Source organism: Ravibacter arvi (assembly GCF_039540405.1).
Taxonomy (GTDB): Bacteria; Bacteroidota; Bacteroidia; order Cytophagales; family Spirosomataceae; genus Ravibacter; species Ravibacter arvi.
Map to the genome: position 1 here is coordinate 137,421 of NZ_BAABEY010000001.1, position 16,806 is coordinate 154,226.

At 49.7% G+C, this 16,806-nt stretch carries 15 protein-coding genes; 3 read left to right on the forward strand and 12 right to left on the reverse strand.

Going from position 1 to position 16,806, the window contains the following annotated elements:
* Positions 1–39 precede the first annotated feature (39 nt).
* Positions 40–2,553 (reverse strand): phosphocholine-specific phospholipase C, encoded by a 2,514-nt coding sequence (locus ABD852_RS00550; RefSeq protein WP_345026035.1) that lies wholly within the window; start codon positions 2,551–2,553, stop codon positions 40–42.
* Between the two features lie 183 nt (positions 2,554–2,736).
* On the opposite strand from ABD852_RS00550, the gene ABD852_RS00555 reads away from it, so the two are divergent.
* Complete coding sequence (locus ABD852_RS00555) at positions 2,737–3,219, forward strand: TlpA family protein disulfide reductase (protein WP_345026036.1); 483 nt, start codon at positions 2,737–2,739, stop codon at positions 3,217–3,219.
* 60 nt (positions 3,220–3,279) lie between these two features.
* On the opposite strand, the gene ABD852_RS00560 is transcribed toward ABD852_RS00555, so the two are convergent.
* The 3 genes from ABD852_RS00560 to parS all read right to left on the reverse strand — a co-directional run bounded on the left by ABD852_RS00560 (position 3,280) and on the right by parS (position 6,058).
* The gene (locus ABD852_RS00560; RefSeq protein ID WP_345026252.1) at positions 3,280–4,953 is read right to left on the reverse strand and encodes a glutamine--tRNA ligase/YqeY domain fusion protein; all 1,674 of its coding nucleotides are present in this window, start codon (positions 4,951–4,953) and stop codon (positions 3,280–3,282) included.
* A 144-nt stretch (positions 4,954–5,097) separates the two neighbouring features.
* The gene (locus ABD852_RS00565) at positions 5,098–5,559 is read right to left on the reverse strand and encodes an RES family NAD+ phosphorylase (protein ID WP_345026037.1); all 462 of its coding nucleotides are present in this window, start codon (positions 5,557–5,559) and stop codon (positions 5,098–5,100) included.
* 4 nt (positions 5,560–5,563) lie between these two features.
* A complete protein-coding gene (gene parS, locus ABD852_RS00570) occupies positions 5,564–6,058 on the reverse strand; it encodes a type II RES/Xre toxin-antitoxin system antitoxin (protein WP_345026038.1) in 495 nt (164 codons plus the stop codon).
* 244 nt (positions 6,059–6,302) lie between these two features.
* On the opposite strand from parS, the gene ABD852_RS00575 reads away from it, so the two are divergent.
* On the forward strand, positions 6,303–6,845 hold the full coding sequence (locus ABD852_RS00575) for a DUF1543 domain-containing protein (RefSeq protein ID WP_345026039.1): 543 nt from the start codon (positions 6,303–6,305) through the stop codon (positions 6,843–6,845).
* Positions 6,846–6,933: 88 nt separating this feature from the next.
* Here ABD852_RS00575 and ABD852_RS00580 read toward each other — a convergent pair whose 3' ends face one another.
* The 3 genes from ABD852_RS00580 to ABD852_RS00590 all read right to left on the reverse strand — a co-directional run bounded on the left by ABD852_RS00580 (position 6,934) and on the right by ABD852_RS00590 (position 11,454).
* Positions 6,934–7,404 (reverse strand): hypothetical protein, encoded by a 471-nt coding sequence (locus ABD852_RS00580; RefSeq protein ID WP_345026040.1) that lies wholly within the window; start codon positions 7,402–7,404, stop codon positions 6,934–6,936.
* An 84-nt stretch (positions 7,405–7,488) separates the two neighbouring features.
* Positions 7,489–9,474: a plastocyanin/azurin family copper-binding protein gene (locus tag ABD852_RS00585; RefSeq protein WP_345026041.1), complete on the reverse strand. Its 1,986-nt coding sequence runs from the start codon at positions 9,472–9,474 to the stop codon at positions 7,489–7,491.
* Between the two features lie 117 nt (positions 9,475–9,591).
* Positions 9,592–11,454, reverse strand: coding sequence for a hypothetical protein (locus ABD852_RS00590; RefSeq protein WP_345026042.1), 1,863 nt, complete (start codon positions 11,452–11,454; stop codon positions 9,592–9,594).
* A 304-nt stretch (positions 11,455–11,758) separates the two neighbouring features.
* Between ABD852_RS00590 and ABD852_RS00595 the strand changes: the two genes are divergently transcribed.
* Positions 11,759–11,992, forward strand: coding sequence for an acyl carrier protein (locus tag ABD852_RS00595; RefSeq protein WP_345026043.1), 234 nt, complete (start codon positions 11,759–11,761; stop codon positions 11,990–11,992).
* A 60-nt stretch (positions 11,993–12,052) separates the two neighbouring features.
* On the opposite strand, the gene ABD852_RS00600 is transcribed toward ABD852_RS00595, so the two are convergent.
* The 5 genes from ABD852_RS00600 to rfbA are packed head-to-tail and all read right to left on the reverse strand — an operon-like array spanning position 12,053 to position 16,787.
* Complete coding sequence (locus ABD852_RS00600) at positions 12,053–12,376, reverse strand: MGMT family protein (RefSeq protein WP_345026044.1); 324 nt, start codon at positions 12,374–12,376, stop codon at positions 12,053–12,055.
* Positions 12,360–12,947, reverse strand: coding sequence for a DUF3109 family protein (locus ABD852_RS00605; protein ID WP_345026045.1), 588 nt, complete (start codon positions 12,945–12,947; stop codon positions 12,360–12,362). Before ABD852_RS00605 ends, ABD852_RS00600 begins: the two co-directional genes overlap by 17 nt.
* 1 nt (position 12,948) lies before the next feature.
* Positions 12,949–15,222 (reverse strand): LysM peptidoglycan-binding domain-containing protein, encoded by a 2,274-nt coding sequence (locus ABD852_RS00610; RefSeq protein ID WP_345026046.1) that lies wholly within the window; start codon positions 15,220–15,222, stop codon positions 12,949–12,951.
* A gap of 3 nt (positions 15,223–15,225) precedes the next feature.
* Entirely contained in the window at positions 15,226–15,873 is a 648-nt protein-coding gene (locus ABD852_RS00615) for an O-methyltransferase (RefSeq protein ID WP_345026047.1), read from the reverse strand.
* A gap of 53 nt (positions 15,874–15,926) precedes the next feature.
* Entirely contained in the window at positions 15,927–16,787 is an 861-nt protein-coding gene (rfbA, locus tag ABD852_RS00620; protein ID WP_345026048.1) for a glucose-1-phosphate thymidylyltransferase RfbA, read from the reverse strand.
* Positions 16,788–16,806 lie beyond the last annotated feature (19 nt).

Sequence of the window (16,806 nt, forward strand, 5' to 3'; positions counted from 1 at the left end):
TTTAAAGATATTTTTTAATTTTTTTATTATTTGTGAAAGTCAGGCGCCCATAAACGGGTCTGTACGGCTGTTTTGGCCGTTTTCCACCCGACCGGCAAAACGTGCAGATCCATTTTTTTTTTCTGAAAATCCGATACTGAAGTCGTACCAGCCGAAGTTACCGTCTACTTTCAGCACAATTTTTTCCGTTTTCGAAGGGGCAAGCTGGAGCCGGATTTCTTTGGCGCCATAGCTATGGTCGTGAAGTAGCAGCGCCTGGCGATCCGGGCTGTTGTTGGTGATGGTTATTACTACTTCCCGTGCGGGCTTTCGCGACTTTTGGTCGTTTGTATAGGTAACTTTTACGGCGGGTAAATCACGTGCAGCTTTGAACTCCCGGAAGAAGCCATTGGGTCCGTAAACGGCCAGGTGAAATTCACCATTATTGAACAGGCCGGCCGGGAAAATATCGTTGAGCTGATCTCCCGGCTTAACGGCGTAAGCGCGCACGCGGTATTCTTTGCCGTATAAATAAACAAGGAACGGTGAACCGGCCGATTTTTTACCAAAAAAACTGTTGCCGGCCTTTAGTGTCAGTTCAAAATTACCGGCAGCGTTTGACTTGCCGTCGGCATAAAGCTCGTAAGGAAGCGGGTTGGCAAGGCGGGTGCCCTTTTCCTGGATCGGTTTCAGGGTTGCACCGGTGGCTTTGCCGTTGATTTCGTCTATTTGTGCCTGCGAAAGCGGATGGAAGCCGCTGGGCAATTCCTTGAACTGCGACTTGTGTATGCCTTCAACAAAAGGTTTGCGTTCAATCGGTTGGGGAAATTCCATTTTTTCTCCGTTGTAAGGCCGGAAGGTGGAAGTCAGGTCTCCGCAAACGGTTCTGCGCCACTCGGAAACATTCTCCTCTTTAAACACCTTACCGGTTTTATGCGAAAGAAACACTTCCAGGAACTGAACGATGGAGGTGTGGTCAAATACCTCCGAATTAACAAATCCGCCACGGCTCCAGGGAGAGGCGATGACGAGCGGTACCCTGAAACCCAACCCGATGGGGCCATCGCGCGAAACTTTTTCCGCATCGGTACGCACCCGCTGAAGCTCATGCTTCAGGTTGACCATTTCAACTGAGGTATCTATTCCGGCGCTGGCTTTACCAAAATTGGCATCTCCCGGCCGCGGCGGGAAAAACGGCGTTACGTGGTCAAAATAACCATCATTTTCGTCGTAACATAGTATGAAAATGGTCTTTTTCCATACTTCCGGGTTTTGTGTCAGTATATCAAGTGATTCTGAAAGATACCAGGCTCCGTACCACGGCGCTCCCGGGTGATCCGAAAAGTTTTCCGGGGCAACCAGGTAAGAAACCGTGGGAAGTTTCCCATTTTTTACATCTTCACGAAACTGGTGAAGAACGTCGCCTTTGGGGAGGTACATTATGCGCTCGGTCCCGTTATCATCGTACCTGACTTCGGTCACCTTGTGGTAGTCCGGATCGCCGGAATTGTCGCAAAATGCCTTTTTATGTAGGTTTTGCTCTCTTTTACCAAGTTTTTGGAAGTCCTCTGCGGGATATTTCCCCGGAACTTCCCGCAAATTTTTGAGGGTAACCCTCGCGCGGTTCAACTGCTTCTGCAGCTCGGTTGTATCCGCGTTTTTTGCTTTGGCCTCACCTAGCGCTGCTTCGAGTTCCGTTATTTTCCCGGGTAAAGTCGCCAGGGCCTTTGGGAGATAGTTTTGAAGTCCTTTTGAGTACCAGACGTGAAATTGCGTCATCCATTCGAGCGGGTTATTGGTGAAGTTTGCCAGCCACTCTTCTTCGGGGCCTTCGAACCCTACCGGTACGCTTAATTCATTCTGGTAAATTTTCCATGAGATACCGGCATCCTCCAGGCGATCGGGGAGGGTAGTCCAGGAGGCCTCTTTACTGTAGGTCACGTCACCGTTATGTACGTTGGCCTTTGATTCAAAATTCTGCTTTTCCCGGATAGTACCCGACCAAAGATACAGGCGGTTCGGTGTGGTGCCGGTGAGGGACGAGCAGAAGTTCTGGTCACACACTGTGAAGGCGTCGGCCAGGGCATAGTAGAAAGGAATGTCCTCCCTGTTGTAAAAGCCCATGGTCAGCGGCATTTCCTTGTAATCTTTGTTGCCTGACTTTTTGTTTTCGAGCCAGCCGTCCATGCGGCCTTCGTTCAATGCATCCACCTGGTTTTCCCAGGAATGGGGCAGGGCTGACATCCACGTTGATTTTGTGTCGTGGATATTGAGCCGGAAAGGTGTAAAAGTTTCTTTTTTTGCGTTGGACTGGAGCCAGACTTTATTTTTATTCGGTTGAACTATGGCCCGCGGGTCATTGAACCCCCGTACCCCCTGAAGTGAACCGTAACTGTGGTCAAAAGACCGGTTTTCCTGCATCAAGATAACAACATGCTCAGCATCCAAAAAGGTGCTTCCCTTTTCAGGATCTATGGCAAGGGCTTTTTGAATGGAGGGGGGAAGCATATTCATGAGCCCCGCCGCACCCGACAGCATAGCTGCCTTCTTGATGAATTCTCTTCTAGAGTCCATATACTGGTTTAAAATGGATGATGATTCTGCGTTCAATTTACCGTTTTTTGGCACTATTCGAAGTAATTGTCCCGGTTAACAATCTGTTAAGGGTGTTAAACCGGCGCTTAAAATTTTGGCGGGTTCGCTTTTGGTCAAAACATAATTCTTATTTTTAGGGATTCATATTTCACCTGAAGCAAGATGTTAAAGTACTTTTTCCTGTTACTATTCGGCACTTCTGTTCTGCCTGGTTTTGCTCAGGGAGCGCTTACGCAACCGCTTTTACCGACGATTAATCTGACCTTGACAAACGGGGAAAGCTTCACCCAGCCGCAATTGAAACAAGGTCCGGTCATCCTGGTCTATTTTTCTCCTGATTGCGGGCATTGCAAGCAGTTTATCACGGATTTATTACAGCGTGAGAAGCTGATCAAAGACAGGCAGGTTATTTTGGCAACATTTGTCGAACTTAATACCCTGAAGTCTTTCGAAGAGACTATGGGTTTGCGCAAGTTTCCCAATATGCGTGTCGGGACAGAGGGGAAGGGGTATGCCCTTGTCCGCGCGCTTGATATCCGGAAGTTCCCGTTTGTTGCTTTGTACGACAGCTCGAGAAGGCTGGTGAAGAGTTTTGAAGGCGAGCAGCCGTTTAACGAAATTGCCGATGCGATTCGGAAGCTCTGATAAAGTCCGGGCAATAAAAGGAAAAGGCCGTCGGATTATGGATCCGACGGCCTTTCCCTTTTATTTGCCGGCGCCCTTCGCGTAGTTGTCACGCAAGGTAGTGGTTCGGTTGAAAACCGGCTTTTCCGGACGGGAATCTTTGTCGGCGAAGAAATAGCCCAATCTGAGAAATTGAAAATGCGCGGTCTGATCGTCTGTCGCGAGCGCCGGTTCTGCATACCCGGTTATCGTCTTCAGGGACTCGGGGTTGATGTAATCCTTAAAATCTCCATCTGCGTCGCCCGGGTCTTCTACCGTGAAAAGGCGGTCGTACAACCTCACTTCAACCGGTACAGCGTCTGTGGCCGATACCCAGTGTAAGGTGGCTTTTGCATTAATCCCGGAAGTGTCCTGGCCGCTTTTGCTATTCTCAATATAACTGCATTTGATCTCGGTTACTTCCCCCGCGGCATCTTTCACCACTTCGTCGCACCGGATAATGAAGGCACTTTTTAACCGGGCGTATTGTCCGGGAGAGAGCCGGTGATATTTTTTGGGCGGATTTTCCATGAAATCATCCCTTTCAATAAAAATTTCACGTGTGAAAGGAACTTCCCGGCTTCCGGCAGAGGGAGACTCGGGGTTGTTTTCGCTCAGGCAGATTTCTTTTTGGCCGGCAGGAAAATTGGTGATTGTAATTTTCAGCGGATCCAGCACTACCATGCGGCGAAGGGCTATTTTGTTGAGATGTTCGCGGACGCAAAACTCGAGCAAGCTGAGGTCGACACTGTTTTCCCGCTTCGAAACGCCGATTCTTTCTACAAAATCCCTGATCGATTCGGGTGTATAGCCGCGTCTGCGCATCCCGGCAATGGTAGGCATGCGCGGGTCGTCCCACCCGGAAACGAAATTTTCGTTCACCAATTGCATGAGTTTACGCTTGCTGGTGACCGTATGGTTTACATTCCGGCGTGCAAATTCATACTGGTGAGAAGGGTAGATTTCCAGTTTTTCAATCAGCCAGTCGTAAAGCTCGCGATGCGGAACAAACTCGAGCGTACAAAGCGAATGCGTTACCCGTTCCAGTGAATCACTTTGCCCGTGTGCAAAGTCATACATGGGGTAGATTTTCCAGGTATCCCCCGTGCGGTGATGCGCAGCATGTTTGATCCGGTAAAGAATCGGATCACGCATAATCATATTGGGGTGCGCCATATCTATTTTGGCCCGAAGGGTCTTACTGCCGTCCGGATAGTCACCGGCTTTCATAGCCTCAAAAAGAGAAAGGTTCTCTTCTATGCTCCTGGTCCGGAACGGACTTTCGGTGCCCGCAGAGGTAGGCGTTCCTTTTTGAGCTGCCATTTCCTCGGAACTGCTGTCGTCAACATAAGCGAAGCCCTTCCTGATCAGCGTCAGCGCATATTCATAAAGTTGGCCGAAATAATCGGAGGCATACAGCTCGTTTTCCCATTTGAATCCAAGCCAGCGAACATCCTGTCTGATGGCCTCCACGTATGCCGTATCTTCGGTAACCGGGTTCGTATCGTCGAACCGGAGGTTGGTATACCCGTTGTAACTTTCTGTCAACCCGAAGTTGAGGACGATGCTGCTTGCGTGGCCAATGTGTAGGTAACCGTTGGGTTCAGGCGGAAATCGCGTAATGATCCTGCTGTATTTTCCTTGTGCCAGATCATTTTCTACAATTTCCTCGATGAAGTTTAGCGGCTTTGTCTCTTTTATTTCTTCGGTGGCCATAATGTTACGCTGTTGTAAGACCTGCAATTTACGCAGGTTTTACTGATTGATCGTAATGTGAAGGCCGAATTAGCGTGGTTACAGCACCTGAGCGGGACCCCACCGTTAGGGAGCCCCGCCGGTAGCCCTGCTTTTGTTCGGCACTTAACTGGAAAATATCCTTCTGTCAAACGGAAACCGTTCTCTGGAAAGGATGCTGATTTTGGTGAAATCCGGGTGTTTAGGATTGAGTAGATAATTAAAATCCCCTTGCGTAACTACCGACGGGATCCTGAGAATGGCGGCGCGATTGTCAGAAACAAAGGTATCGCCTATCTTTTTTGTCGTAAGCGGATAGGGAAATGCATTCCAGTTGTCCGGTAACTGATCCGTTCTTAATTCGTCAACGGAGAGGCTGTCCGGAATATGTACGGACAGCATCATATAATCATCGGGAAGTGTAGCAACCGACAAGTGTATCGCTACTTCGGCCATAGCCAGTGAACGGTTACCGGTCGTGTATACCAACTCTACTCCCGCTGAGTTCCAGCGGGCGCCATAACGGGCGGCACCCATTCCGGAAAGCGTGTACGAAAAACGCTCCCTTGCAAGTCTGAACACCATCATGTCGCTACACAAAAATGCCGTAGTGGATGTGACTGAGTTCAGCGGTAACGAGTTCTTTCCCGTAGGAATCTTTCAGCAGCTCCAACGGCATCAGGTTTCCCAAAGCGAAACTGGGAGTGTGCAGCCACTGGCTGAAGCGGCTGAGGTTGCCGAATACCTCCAGCCCCAGTTGCGTTACTTCTGCCATTTCCATAATTTTTTCGGCTAGGAGGGTTTTAAAATCCCTGTTTTCGGTTTTGTACCGGGTTAGCGTTTTGGAAGAAACATCTAAAATGGCTGCCCATTCATTTTCGGTAAGCGGGCCGGATTCGCGTATTAATTCAAATACATGGTAGGGGATACCATTCCGGATTAAGAAAACCATCGACATTTTGTCGGTTAATACTTCGCTGAATTTTACATAACCGCGCCCGGAATTGGCGCCGGAACGACCTGTTTTTCGCAGCAGTTTGCCGATTTCTTTGTCCAAAAGGCTTTCCTTCTCTAACACGTCCATCATTTTTTGGTTTGGAACTTTGTCTTCAAATTTAGGACAAAGTTCCTGGATTATCAAGCGGTTTGATAATGTCATCTCCATTTTGGTTTTTGCCGGGAAGGCGTGGCTGATCCTACGCATTATTTTGAGAAGTATAGTATTTTTCCTCACAAGGTACTTCCTTTGCGTGAGAAATTGCACCAGCGATTTACCTCAGTTTCAGGCATTCCATCCAAAAGCAGCCACTTAAGTCTTAAACCTCAAGCCTATGGATCTATATATGATGCTTTTAGGTTGCAAACCGCGCGGCAGGCGAACGGAGCAGCATGATATTTTTTTCGGGGTAGGGACGGAATTGCGGGATTTTGTCCCGGCTATCCTGGAGTTCTGGCCCGAGGCGGATCAAAAGGTGCATATTGATGCCTACAGGACGGTTACTTGGGTTGACGGGTATCACATAGCGGTTGTCCCGCGTGAGGAGATGCAGCAAGATTCAGAGCTGAAGCTTTATTTTGTCAATCTCGGCGGCTACAAGGAAAATGAGTTTGAAGAATACCATTTTAAGCGTGTCGTCGTCGCGAAATCACTTGCCGAAGCGATCGTCCAGGCGAAAGCTACGGTATTTTGGCAGCACCATGATTCGGCCCATATTGATGACAAGTATGGGCTTGATGTCGATGATATCTACGAAATAGAGGACCTTTTACCGGATTCCACAAAAGAGAAGTTCAGGCTGACCATAACCCCTGATCGGAGTGGGCGCAATGAAGACATCGTAAAAAACGGGTATTTTAAGCTGAGCGCCCTTTAAACCGGCCCCGCGGGTTATAGAATTGACTGCAAAATAACAAACATCCCCGGGGAGAGGGGATGTTTGTTAAAGGGCGGCAGTACCGCTATTATTTTCTGTAGATGTATTGGATCTTCCCTACGGTAACACTGTCGAGCGGCATATCTTTGGTTGGCGATACCAATTGCTGCAGGCCGTCCTTCGTTTCGAGGGTAAATACTTCATTATCAATGTCGGAAAGGTCGTAGTCAAGGGTCAGCTTACCGGCATCAAACGTCCATTTGCCGGTCAGATCCTCGACGCCTCCCTGGTGTCTGTACACTTCGACGAACGTTTTATTGTCGTTATTGAGAATATGGATTTGAGAGGTGTAGAAAAAGCCCCCGAAGTCTATCTCCGAGTAAGGATCGATTTTTGCACCATTGAGGTTTGCATTCTGAAAGCCGCTTAATAATCCGTAATCAAGGCTCCATTTTCCGACTACTTCGGGCACCGGAGCGGGTTCATCCTCATCTTTTTTACAAGAGGTCAGTGCGACGGATAGAGCAAAAAAAGCGAGTATATAGAGACGTTGTTTCATAAGAAGTTTTTTTTGACGGGATTATAAGGCAAAGTACGAAATAATGAATCCGGTTGTTGCGCCGCAAGCTCAATTTTCCGGATTTTATTTAATAACTACCAACTTTCCCTGCATGAGCGCATGATGCCCGGGGAAGGTACAGACATACTGGTAGGTACCCGGTTTTACTGGTGCTACAAAATAAATGGTTTCCGAAGTTTCGGGTTGCAGGATATTGGTATGAAACAAAACCTCTTTCACTGCGGGGATGTAGCTCTGTTCGCTGCCTTTTAGTCCGAGCGCCAGGGCAGCTTCACCAACCGAGTTGGCCCCTCCGGGTTCCGTAATCACGAAGTTATGCAGCATATCGTCATTGTTGTTGAAGGTAAGCTGGATCTTACTGCCTGCCTTTACACGGATCTCGGACATGTCAAACTGAAGTCCCGGACGTGTTCCTATGGTAATCCTCCGGTCCGGTCCTTTACCCCAGCCCGACGGCTGGACCGTAATTCTTTTAGGCATTATGTCGGTATTCGCTGCGTCAGCAACCAGGTGGACATGCTGCGGTTCGGATTCGGAAAACACGGTAACACCGGTTCCGTCGGCCCTTTCACCATCGGGGATTTCGTTCAGGGTGTAATAACCCACCGGGTGAAGTACGTTTAGTCCTGTCGCCGATAACACACCATCGGCTTTAATTTCATGAATATACCCGGCTTTCATCCTGGTTTCATCCAGTATTAACCTTACCCGCATGCTGTCTTCCGAAACGATCACTCCCTTTATCGGGAGGGCTTCGTTGTTAATTACGGGGCTTCCGTAGGTCTTGTGGTATTTGTAAGTAAAACTGCTTGCCTGCCAGGCATCTGCCTTTTTCGCACTTTCGGGGTCAACGGGCAGGGTGAAGGTAACTTCAAAACCGTCGGGGCGGGCATGCAGATGCTTCATTTCAAACGGGGTTTCACCGGTCCATACGAGCCGTTCCAATGCGAAAGGCGCCGTACCTGTGGCCGACCACCCCCTGCTGGTCTGTCCCACGAAAAGCGAGCCGTCGATTCCCCACTCGAGGCGCAGGACCCCGGATGCGAAGCCTTTTCTGAAAGGGAAACAGGCCCCCTGCCATTTGCCGTTCACTTTTTCCAGGTCGGCCCGCATGATGTTGCTGTGCCCCTGGTCTCCCACGAAAAGTTGCCCCGAAAAAGGGCCGAAAGTCCCTTTGCTGATATCTTCTTTTAGGTCTGACAGCGAAATACCCATTATGGTATGCGGAAACCAGACTGCCGGGAGTTTAAGGCCCGGAAGATTCTTGGCCACGTTGTACATCGGTTCCCCGGTACTGGTGATGTCTTCGGGGCGAATTTTTACCGGCGAGGCCGGGTCACTGCTCCAGCGAAGGCCTGCCGGATTTCCGGCAAAATCACCTTTCTCCAGGTGGGTCAGGCGTCCGGAAGCGACCCAGTCACCCTGGTTTTCGGTATAGAAAATATCGCCTTGGTAACTGCCGAAGCCTGCCGGTGAGCGCAGCCCGGTTGCCCAGGGGGTGAGAACTCCTCTTTCATCAAGTTTGAGCATCCATCCGCGCCATTTGGTGAGACTTCCGCCGTGACCTATCCAGTCTACGTTGAGCGTTACAACCATTTCACCGTTAGGAAGCCGCACGGGGCCGTAGGAATACTGGTGATAGTTGCCCGACAGGGGCCACCTGGCAAACGATTGGTAAAGGTCAGCCGTTCCGTCCTTGTCGGTGTCTTCCAGGCGGGTTACTTCACCACGCTGAGTAGTGAGAAAATCATTTCCTCTGTAAAGGAGCCCGAGCGGTTCATGCAGCCCGTGCGCGAAACGGCGAAATTCCGGCTTGCCGTTTCCGGTGCCGTATGGGTTGGAAATCATCCAGACTTCCCCGCGTCTTGTTGCCGCAGCCACACGGCCATCGGGCAGAACGGCGAGGCCCCCGATCTCCAGTTCCACCTGCTCGGGAATAGGGACGGTCACAATACGATAGTAGTCGTCCTCAGTCTTCGGCCGGTTTTGAGCCGTCGCGCTCCCTGCAAGAATTGCGCAGAATACCGATAGTAAAAAACTTTTTTTCATTGGCATATAAAGATTACCCATCCCCATCACTCCCTCCGACTTATACGGCCCGACCGATTGCCGATTGCCGATTTCCAATTTCCCCTCATCCCTCATCCCTGACCCCTCACACCCCTCTCACCATAAAATTGAAAAACTGACCGGAGCAGCAAGCGGAAGCAATAGCTCATTTTTTCCATTAGATTTTCGCAGAACGGGTGCCTTTACAGCGGGTATTTTAATATAAAACCGCCCGTCAACAAGGTATAGTCCCTTTTCAACGGACCTGATTTCCCTACCTTCGGCAAGCAGCACATAATTATTGTTGCTTGCATTTCGTTCCGGGGTAATCGTGCGTTGAATACCATTGTCGATCGTGGTAAGCGCATCTTCGATTACGGACGGGCCCAACGCATAACGTATAGACGGGAGACCGCGGGCGTCCACGCGGTAGTCCAGGAAGTTTACCGCAGCGGAATCCACCCAGGGTGATTCAGGTGTCGGCAGCCTGCAAAAGCTGCTGCGATACGAAACCGGTTCGGTCAATCCCATCGGCGTCAGCGTCTGGCGCTCGCCGCGTTCATACCACATTTCGGTAGTATTGGCAAATTCGCCGCTCCAAACCTGGAGGAGTGCTGCCCGGTTGAGATCGATCGAGAAATTCCGGCCATTTGGGGCGCCGACAGACAAGCAATGTGTCCTTTTATGATTTTCCGTCGGGAGCTGGATGAAGGAACGTACCATTTCGGCTCTTTCTCCCGTCGGCCGTGCTACTATAAATGGTTTCGGGCGTGGTTGAGGCAGCGATGAAAGGGCGTGCAGGTCATAATCCCGGACCCGTCTTTCGCCTACACGCAATCCGAGAGCCGGGCTCGACCACGGCAGGCGGGAATACCATAACTTCAGGCGATAGCTGCCTTTTTCCAGGCGCACGTTGGTATGGTGCGTTTCCTGGGAGTTGCTGTGATCTGTATCAAGCACTACATTGCCGTCGATGCTCAGCTGGCAGTAAGCTCCGGTATAAATAGTCGTAAAATTGTAATCACCGTCCCTTTCGACGACTAAATCGGCTTCGTACACCAGGTTATAACTCTTTTTTTCTTCTGCAACTTCAAAAGTGAGGACAGGGGACGTCCCGGATTGCCCCAGCATGTCTGTCTTGCGGCTGTCCCAGGCGTCGTTGTAAATTTTGTAGGCAAGATTGGTAAGGGTAACCGGGCGTATGTTTTCAAATATTTGAAAGCCGGCAGAATGCAGTACGACTGTGCCTTCCGCAACCTGTATGGTTAAAGAGGGTGAGCCCGACTTCGCGATATACTGGCCCTGCTGGACGACTACACCGTTGATTTTTACTTCGTTGATACGCGCACGTCCGGGGAACCGGGGAATCTCGCTTTCATAGTCGATCTCCAGTGTCTGGCGTAGGCCGGCAATTTTACCGATATTCTGGACGGGAAGCTGACCGGTGAAGCCATTGGTCTGGCTGCCTTCTTCTTCCCGGCCTTCTGAAAGCTGTACGGCCGCACCGCCCGGCAGAACGACGGTCATGCGGGCGTGCCGGGTAAGCGTGTAGCTGAGAAGAAATTTGAAATTTTTTGCACCTGCAGCCGAAATCTCCAGGGCTTCGCCCGTTTTACCTACCAGAACGCGGCTTCCCGGCGTTATTTTGCTTGGATTCGTTTTTTCCGGGTGAATATAAACACTGTCGGCAAACGCCCAGTTGGCCGGCATCTTTCCAAAAGAGGCCCGCTTGTCGAACGGCAGTAGCTGGTAATTTTTCTTTTGCCCAAATACCAGGGAGCATGTGAATAAAAAGGCAATCAGGGTCAGGGAGATTTTACTTGCCGGCCTGCTTATACGATAAAGAAAAAGCCGGCTGAGGTAGTTTTTCAACATTTCTATCCGATAATGATGACGGGCACAGATGATCACTTCAATAAGCGAAGTTAATACGGATTTCGCCTTTGCAGGCAGCAATATACAATTTCTGTCTGCATCCATCACGATGCAACCATTTGTTACTCAGAGAACTCCTTGTAAACAGAGAGTAGACCCAAGCCGCCATAGGCCTGTCCGGATTCGGGTGGTCTTTATTGGTATTGGGATAAATAGATGAAAATGTTTGGCATTTTTTATGTTTTTGAGTGTTTCGGAGAGATGTAATTAATTGATTAATAGTTAGTTGTATTCGTTGCTTAAGTTTGTTGATAATTTGTATTTTTTTGTGACACTAAATTCTTCATATTTGCGTTAAGAAATCATAAATACTGACGAAACAGACATTCACTATCAACACTTTTTTGTCATGAAAAATAAAATTCTGGAGATTTTTAAAAATTTCGGCATAGAGTCTTCCGCGGTCACTGACGAAGCTCACTTTGTAAAGGATCTCGGACTTGACAGTCTGGATCTGGTCGACCTGATGATGCAGCTTGAACAGACATTCGGCATCGCAATACCCGACGAAGACTATGCCAAAATAACCAACCTGAAAAAGCTGCTGACTTACCTGGAGGAACAACAAAGCGTGCCGGCATAAATTTCCCGGCCGCTTGGTCTATTGTGGAGCCTGCCTGGGACGAACCCGGTATTTTCCGGGTTAAAGTTCAAGAGACGGATCCCAAAAAACACTTTTAAAGTTGACTATACGGTTTGCGCGGACCTCAATTCCTTCCTTTCTGAGCCTGTCTTCCATGTTGTTATCCGGATCGAAAGCCTGCGCGCCGGTCAGGATACCCACAGAATTGACTACACGGTGTGCGGGAACGTCGGCGGCGTTGGCGCCATTCATGGCCCAACCCACAACGCGTGCATTTTTACTGCCCAGGTAGCGGGCGATTGCGCCGTATGAGGTTACCCGGCCCGGCGGTATCAGCCGGACCACTTCGTAAACATCGTTGAAAAAGCTATTGCTTTCGGGCATTGCGTTCAATCAGCTCTTCCGCTTCCTGTACCAGTTGTGCATACCATGCTTCCCCATACGCTCTGATAAGCGGCTCTTTTAAAAACTTGTAAATGGGCACGCCCAAGTGCTCGCCAAGGCTGCAGGCATCTTTACAAATGCTCCATCGATCGTAATTAAGGGCGTGGTAATGATCGTATTTCGTTACCCGGATAGGGTAGAGATGACAGGACAAAGGTTTCTTGTACGAAATTTTACCATCCAGGTAAGCCTGTTCTATCCCGCATTTCAGCGTTTTTTCCTGATCATAAAAGGCATAGGCACATTCCCGCCCTTCAATAATGGGGGTTACGTAATCACCTTCAAAATCAGTCGTATAGACACCCTGTTTTGCGATGGCAGCCTTGCCTTCTTCAGTCAGGTAGGGCTCCACGTGCTCGTACAGGTCCGCCAGTACTGCAAGCTCATCTTCTTCCAGCGGTGCACCCGAGTCCCCCTCCACGCAGCAAGCCCCTTTGCATTTTTCAAGGTTGCAGACAAAAAACTGGTCTGCAACGTCATCACTCACACAGGTGTTATCGATCAGTATCATGTTACTTTTGTGGGATCCTTAATTTCTGACCAGCCTGCAGCCCGCTTCCCCGCAGGGAATTATGTTTTGTCAGCTCCTGGACCGACACGCCATACCGTTTTGAAATACTGAATAGCGTTTCTCCTTTCCTGACCGTATGCGTTACATTTTGCGGTGCAGGCTTCGCAGCAGGCTTTTCTCTTTCGGTAGCGGTGGTGATAACGGTAGCTTTTTCCTCCCGGGGCGCCGCCGCTGCTTCTCTCACGAGCAGTTTTTTGCCGACTTGCAGGTTGTTCGATATCTTCAGGCCATTCAGTTCCAGAAGATCGGTTACGGTAGTTCCATATTTGCGAGAAATGCTGTAATAGGTGTCTCCTTTGAGCACGGTGTAGTATTCCGGTTCTCCCGATGCCGTATTTTCCGGCGTAGTGGCGGCAATTTCTGTTTTTGGAGCTGCCGTTTGGGTGTCCTGAACCGGCGGTTTCCTCGCGCCGGCGGAAGGAGCGGGGCTGTAAACCGGCTTTACGTCATCTGAAGCAGCCGGTTTGCTGCCTGCACGGCGCGAAACATAGGGTTTCGGGCGTTCGTCCTCTGTTACGATTACAATCCGGTTGTTGGGCCTCGACACTACTTTCTCTTCGGCGGTTTCTGTTTGGGCGGCTACTTCCGCTTCTTTAGGTTCCGGCGCAGTTTTTGGCTCGGGCTGAGCTGCTGTGGTCTTAGGTTCCTCTTTTTTATCGGCTAATTTCGGGGTATAGCGCCGGCGCTCGGACGCGTCTTTCGGAATGGTATTCTCCGTCTTCCTGGTGGCTGCTTCGGCAGCTGCCGACGTCGCCGCCTCCGGTTGCTGATTTTCCGCCGGCTTGTTCTCTGCTACCACTTCTTTCGCAACCTGCACAGGCATTTTCTCTTCCTGTACTTTGGGTACCTCGTTGATCTTCACACGAACGTGCGACGGGCGTCGCTTCGTCAGCCAAAGCTCACGGCCGGTTTCAAGGTAGTAGCCTTTTGAAAGAATACGGTTGTACTTCAAAAGCTCTTTCATTCTGATCCCGTACATATGGGAGATGGATTGAAGCGTTTCGCCAGGCCGGACAGTGTGGTATTCGACGGTCGCCTTCTTGTTCTTACGCTCCAGGTAATAGACCTCCCCGGGCACCACCGACATGCTGACATCCATGTCGTTGTACTTTCTGAACTTGGAAGCCGATATGCCGCCGGCCTTCGCGAGCGAGTTCGGGTAATCACCGGCTTTGGCAAGAATCCCCCGCAAGCCGTTTATTTCGTAGCTGACGTGAGAGTTATAACCTGAGGGTTGGTTGCCCGATTTTTTTAACTTCGGAAAGCCGATATCGTCATACTCATACTTGCTCGCCAGTGTATTGTCGCTCTGGACGATCGCCAGGCTTTCTTTCACGTTGCCCACTTTGGAACTCGCAACCGGCACGGTCACAAAATACGATTTGTCGCTGGGGACTTTATTCCCTCTCAGCCATATGTTGTAGTTCTTCAGGTCTGAGGAGCTTACTTTAAGCTCGGCGGCAATTTCTTCGAGGCTTCTTCCCTTACCTGCATTTGCCTCTACCAGTGTAATGGGGTTTTTGCTCTGGTAGCTATCCAACCCGGCCTCGAAAGCGATTTTGTAGGCAAAGAAACGCAGGACATAGCGGTCTGTTTTCCCGGTGATCGTAATTTCGTAAGCGTTGTTCCAGTTGTCACCGATCTTCTCCCTGGCGCCGTTGACACCCTGGTAGTAGGAATAGAGTGAGGAAACCCAATTGTTGAAATGGCCGTTGCTTCGTTTCAGATACTGCGCCGCTGCCCGAGTTGACGCCGAGATGTTTTTTCGTTCGTCTACATGCCGGTCCACGCGCAGTCCCAGTTCCAGGGCGGTATCTTCCTTGAACTGCCAGAAACCTACGGCGTTAGAAGATGAAACTGCGTCAGGAATAAGCGAACTTTCCTGTGCCGCAAGATATTTGAAATCCATCGGGATTTCCTGATCGATGAAAATCGACTCAATTATGGGGAAATAAAGCAACGCCCTTTCGAGTTTTTCTTCCCAGTATTTTTGATTAATCATCAACACCTTTACGTCAGACGCGATGATGTTCCGGGCACTCTGGTCAAATTTAACGTTGATTCCGCCGAAAGGCACCTGGGCGGGAATGTCAGGATAATGTTGTCCGAAAGCCAAAGGAAGGCATGCTCCCATGAAAAGCAGTAAGAACACGGCTTTGCGTAGCGTATCTTTCATGTAATAGAAATTGTAGTTCAGCATTATTCGGATGAACAAAAATTAATTTTTTTGAATAATCAAAAGACCGTCCCGTACAGGCAGCAACAAGTTGGATACCCTTTCGTCACGGTGAACTTTTTCATTGAACGCTAAAATGGCGTCTGTATTTTTATTGGAGGATTTCCCGTCGTTTTGTTCTACAACTTTTCCCTTCCACAAAACGTTGTCTGCAATAATCAGGCCACCTTTTCGTACGGCGGGAACAACGAGGTCAAAATAGGTGCTGTAGTTCGCTTTGTCGGCGTCAATAAAGACAAGGTCCCAGGTTTCCCGGAGCGTCGGAATTACCTGGATCGCATTGCCGGTAATCGGCCGTAACTGTGAGGATTTGTCGGTTCGTGAAAAATACTGGTTGATCCGCGGCGCCATTTCTTCATTGGCTTCAATGGTAAAAAGGAGCCCGTCTTCCGCAAGCCCTTCTGCGAGACAAATCGCCGAATATCCCGTGAAAGTGCCTATTTCAAGGATACGTCTCGGTCGGATCAATTTTGAGAGCAGGCTCAGCAGCCTGCCTTGCAAATGGCCGGAAAGCATGAGCGGATGAAGTACCTGCGCGTAGGTTTCCCGGTTGATTTGTTTGAGCAGGTCGCTCTCCGGGTCCGTGTGCGCTTCCGCATAGTTTTCAAGCTCTGTCGGGATAATACTCATCACGTCTTTATTTTTAACGGAAATTCGTTGTTTGCGAAGCCGTTATTGCCTTACTAGTCGATCAGCTTCAGAAGGTACTGTCCGTAACCGCTTTTCAACAAAGGTTGAGCGATTTTCTCGAGCTGGGCAGCATCTATGAAGCCTCTTCTGAATGCTACTTCTTCGATACACCCGATTTTTAAGCCCTGGCGCTCTTCAATAACCTGTACAAATTGCCCGGCCTGCATCAGGGACTGAAAAGTACCGGTGTCAAGCCAGGCGGTACCCCGGTCGAGGACTCCGACTTTCAGCTTTCCGTTTTTCAGGTAATATTTATTGACGTCGGTAATTTCCAGCTCGCCCCTGGGCGATGGCTGGATGTTCCGCGCGATTTCCACTACCTGGTTATCGTAGAAATACAGGCCCGGAACCGCATAATTGGAACGGGGCTTCTCCGGTTTTTCTTCTATTGAAATAACGTTGTTGGCATCGTCAAACTCTACAACTCCGTAACGTTCCGGATCGTTTACCTGGTAGGCATAAATGACCCCGCCTTCCGGGTCGTTGTTGGCAAGCAGCAGCTTGGACAACCCGGAACCGTAAAAAATATTATCTCCGAGGATCAGGGCGACTTTGTCATTGCCGATAAACTCTTCGCCGATGACGAAGGCCTGCGCGAGGCCGTCCGGTGAGGGTTGCTCCGCATAAGAAAAATTACATCCCAGTCTTTTTCCGTCACCCAGGAGTTTCTGAAAGTGAGGTAAATCATGCGGCGTTGAAATGATCAGGATGTCTTTGATATTGGCCAGCATCAGGATCGACAGCGGGTAGTAGATCATCGGCTTGTCGTACACGGGCATCAGTTGTTTGCTGACAGCCAGCGTGAGCGGATGTAACCTCGTGCCGGAACCTCCAGCCAGAATAATTCCTTTCATTCGTATTGCTTTGAGTTTT

What these genes read in the sequence shown, in the direction of transcription:
- ABD852_RS00550 (WP_345026035.1), bottom strand. Translation starts at nt 2,553, where the DNA reads ATGGACTCTAGAAGAGAATTCATCAAGAAGGCAGCTATGCTGTCGGGT.
- ABD852_RS00555 (WP_345026036.1), top strand. Translation starts at nt 2,737, where the DNA reads ATGTTAAAGTACTTTTTCCTGTTACTATTCGGCACTTCTGTTCTGCCT.
- ABD852_RS00560 (WP_345026252.1), bottom strand. Translation starts at nt 4,953, where the DNA reads ATGGCCACCGAAGAAATAAAAGAGACAAAGCCGCTAAACTTCATCGAG.
- ABD852_RS00565 (WP_345026037.1), bottom strand. Translation starts at nt 5,559, where the DNA reads ATGATGGTGTTCAGACTTGCAAGGGAGCGTTTTTCGTACACGCTTTCC.
- parS (WP_345026038.1), bottom strand. Translation starts at nt 6,058, where the DNA reads ATGATGGACGTGTTAGAGAAGGAAAGCCTTTTGGACAAAGAAATCGGC.
- ABD852_RS00575 (WP_345026039.1), top strand. Translation starts at nt 6,303, where the DNA reads ATGGATCTATATATGATGCTTTTAGGTTGCAAACCGCGCGGCAGGCGA.
- ABD852_RS00580 (WP_345026040.1), bottom strand. Translation starts at nt 7,404, where the DNA reads ATGAAACAACGTCTCTATATACTCGCTTTTTTTGCTCTATCCGTCGCA.
- ABD852_RS00585 (WP_345026041.1), bottom strand. Translation starts at nt 9,474, where the DNA reads ATGAAAAAAAGTTTTTTACTATCGGTATTCTGCGCAATTCTTGCAGGG.
- ABD852_RS00590 (WP_345026042.1), bottom strand. Translation starts at nt 11,454, where the DNA reads ATGGATGCAGACAGAAATTGTATATTGCTGCCTGCAAAGGCGAAATCC.
- ABD852_RS00595 (WP_345026043.1), top strand. Translation starts at nt 11,759, where the DNA reads ATGAAAAATAAAATTCTGGAGATTTTTAAAAATTTCGGCATAGAGTCT.
- ABD852_RS00600 (WP_345026044.1), bottom strand. Translation starts at nt 12,376, where the DNA reads ATGCCCGAAAGCAATAGCTTTTTCAACGATGTTTACGAAGTGGTCCGG.
- ABD852_RS00605 (WP_345026045.1), bottom strand. Translation starts at nt 12,947, where the DNA reads ATGATACTGATCGATAACACCTGTGTGAGTGATGACGTTGCAGACCAG.
- ABD852_RS00615 (WP_345026047.1), bottom strand. Translation starts at nt 15,873, where the DNA reads ATGAGTATTATCCCGACAGAGCTTGAAAACTATGCGGAAGCGCACACG.
- rfbA (WP_345026048.1), bottom strand. Translation starts at nt 16,787, where the DNA reads ATGAAAGGAATTATTCTGGCTGGAGGTTCCGGCACGAGGTTACATCCG.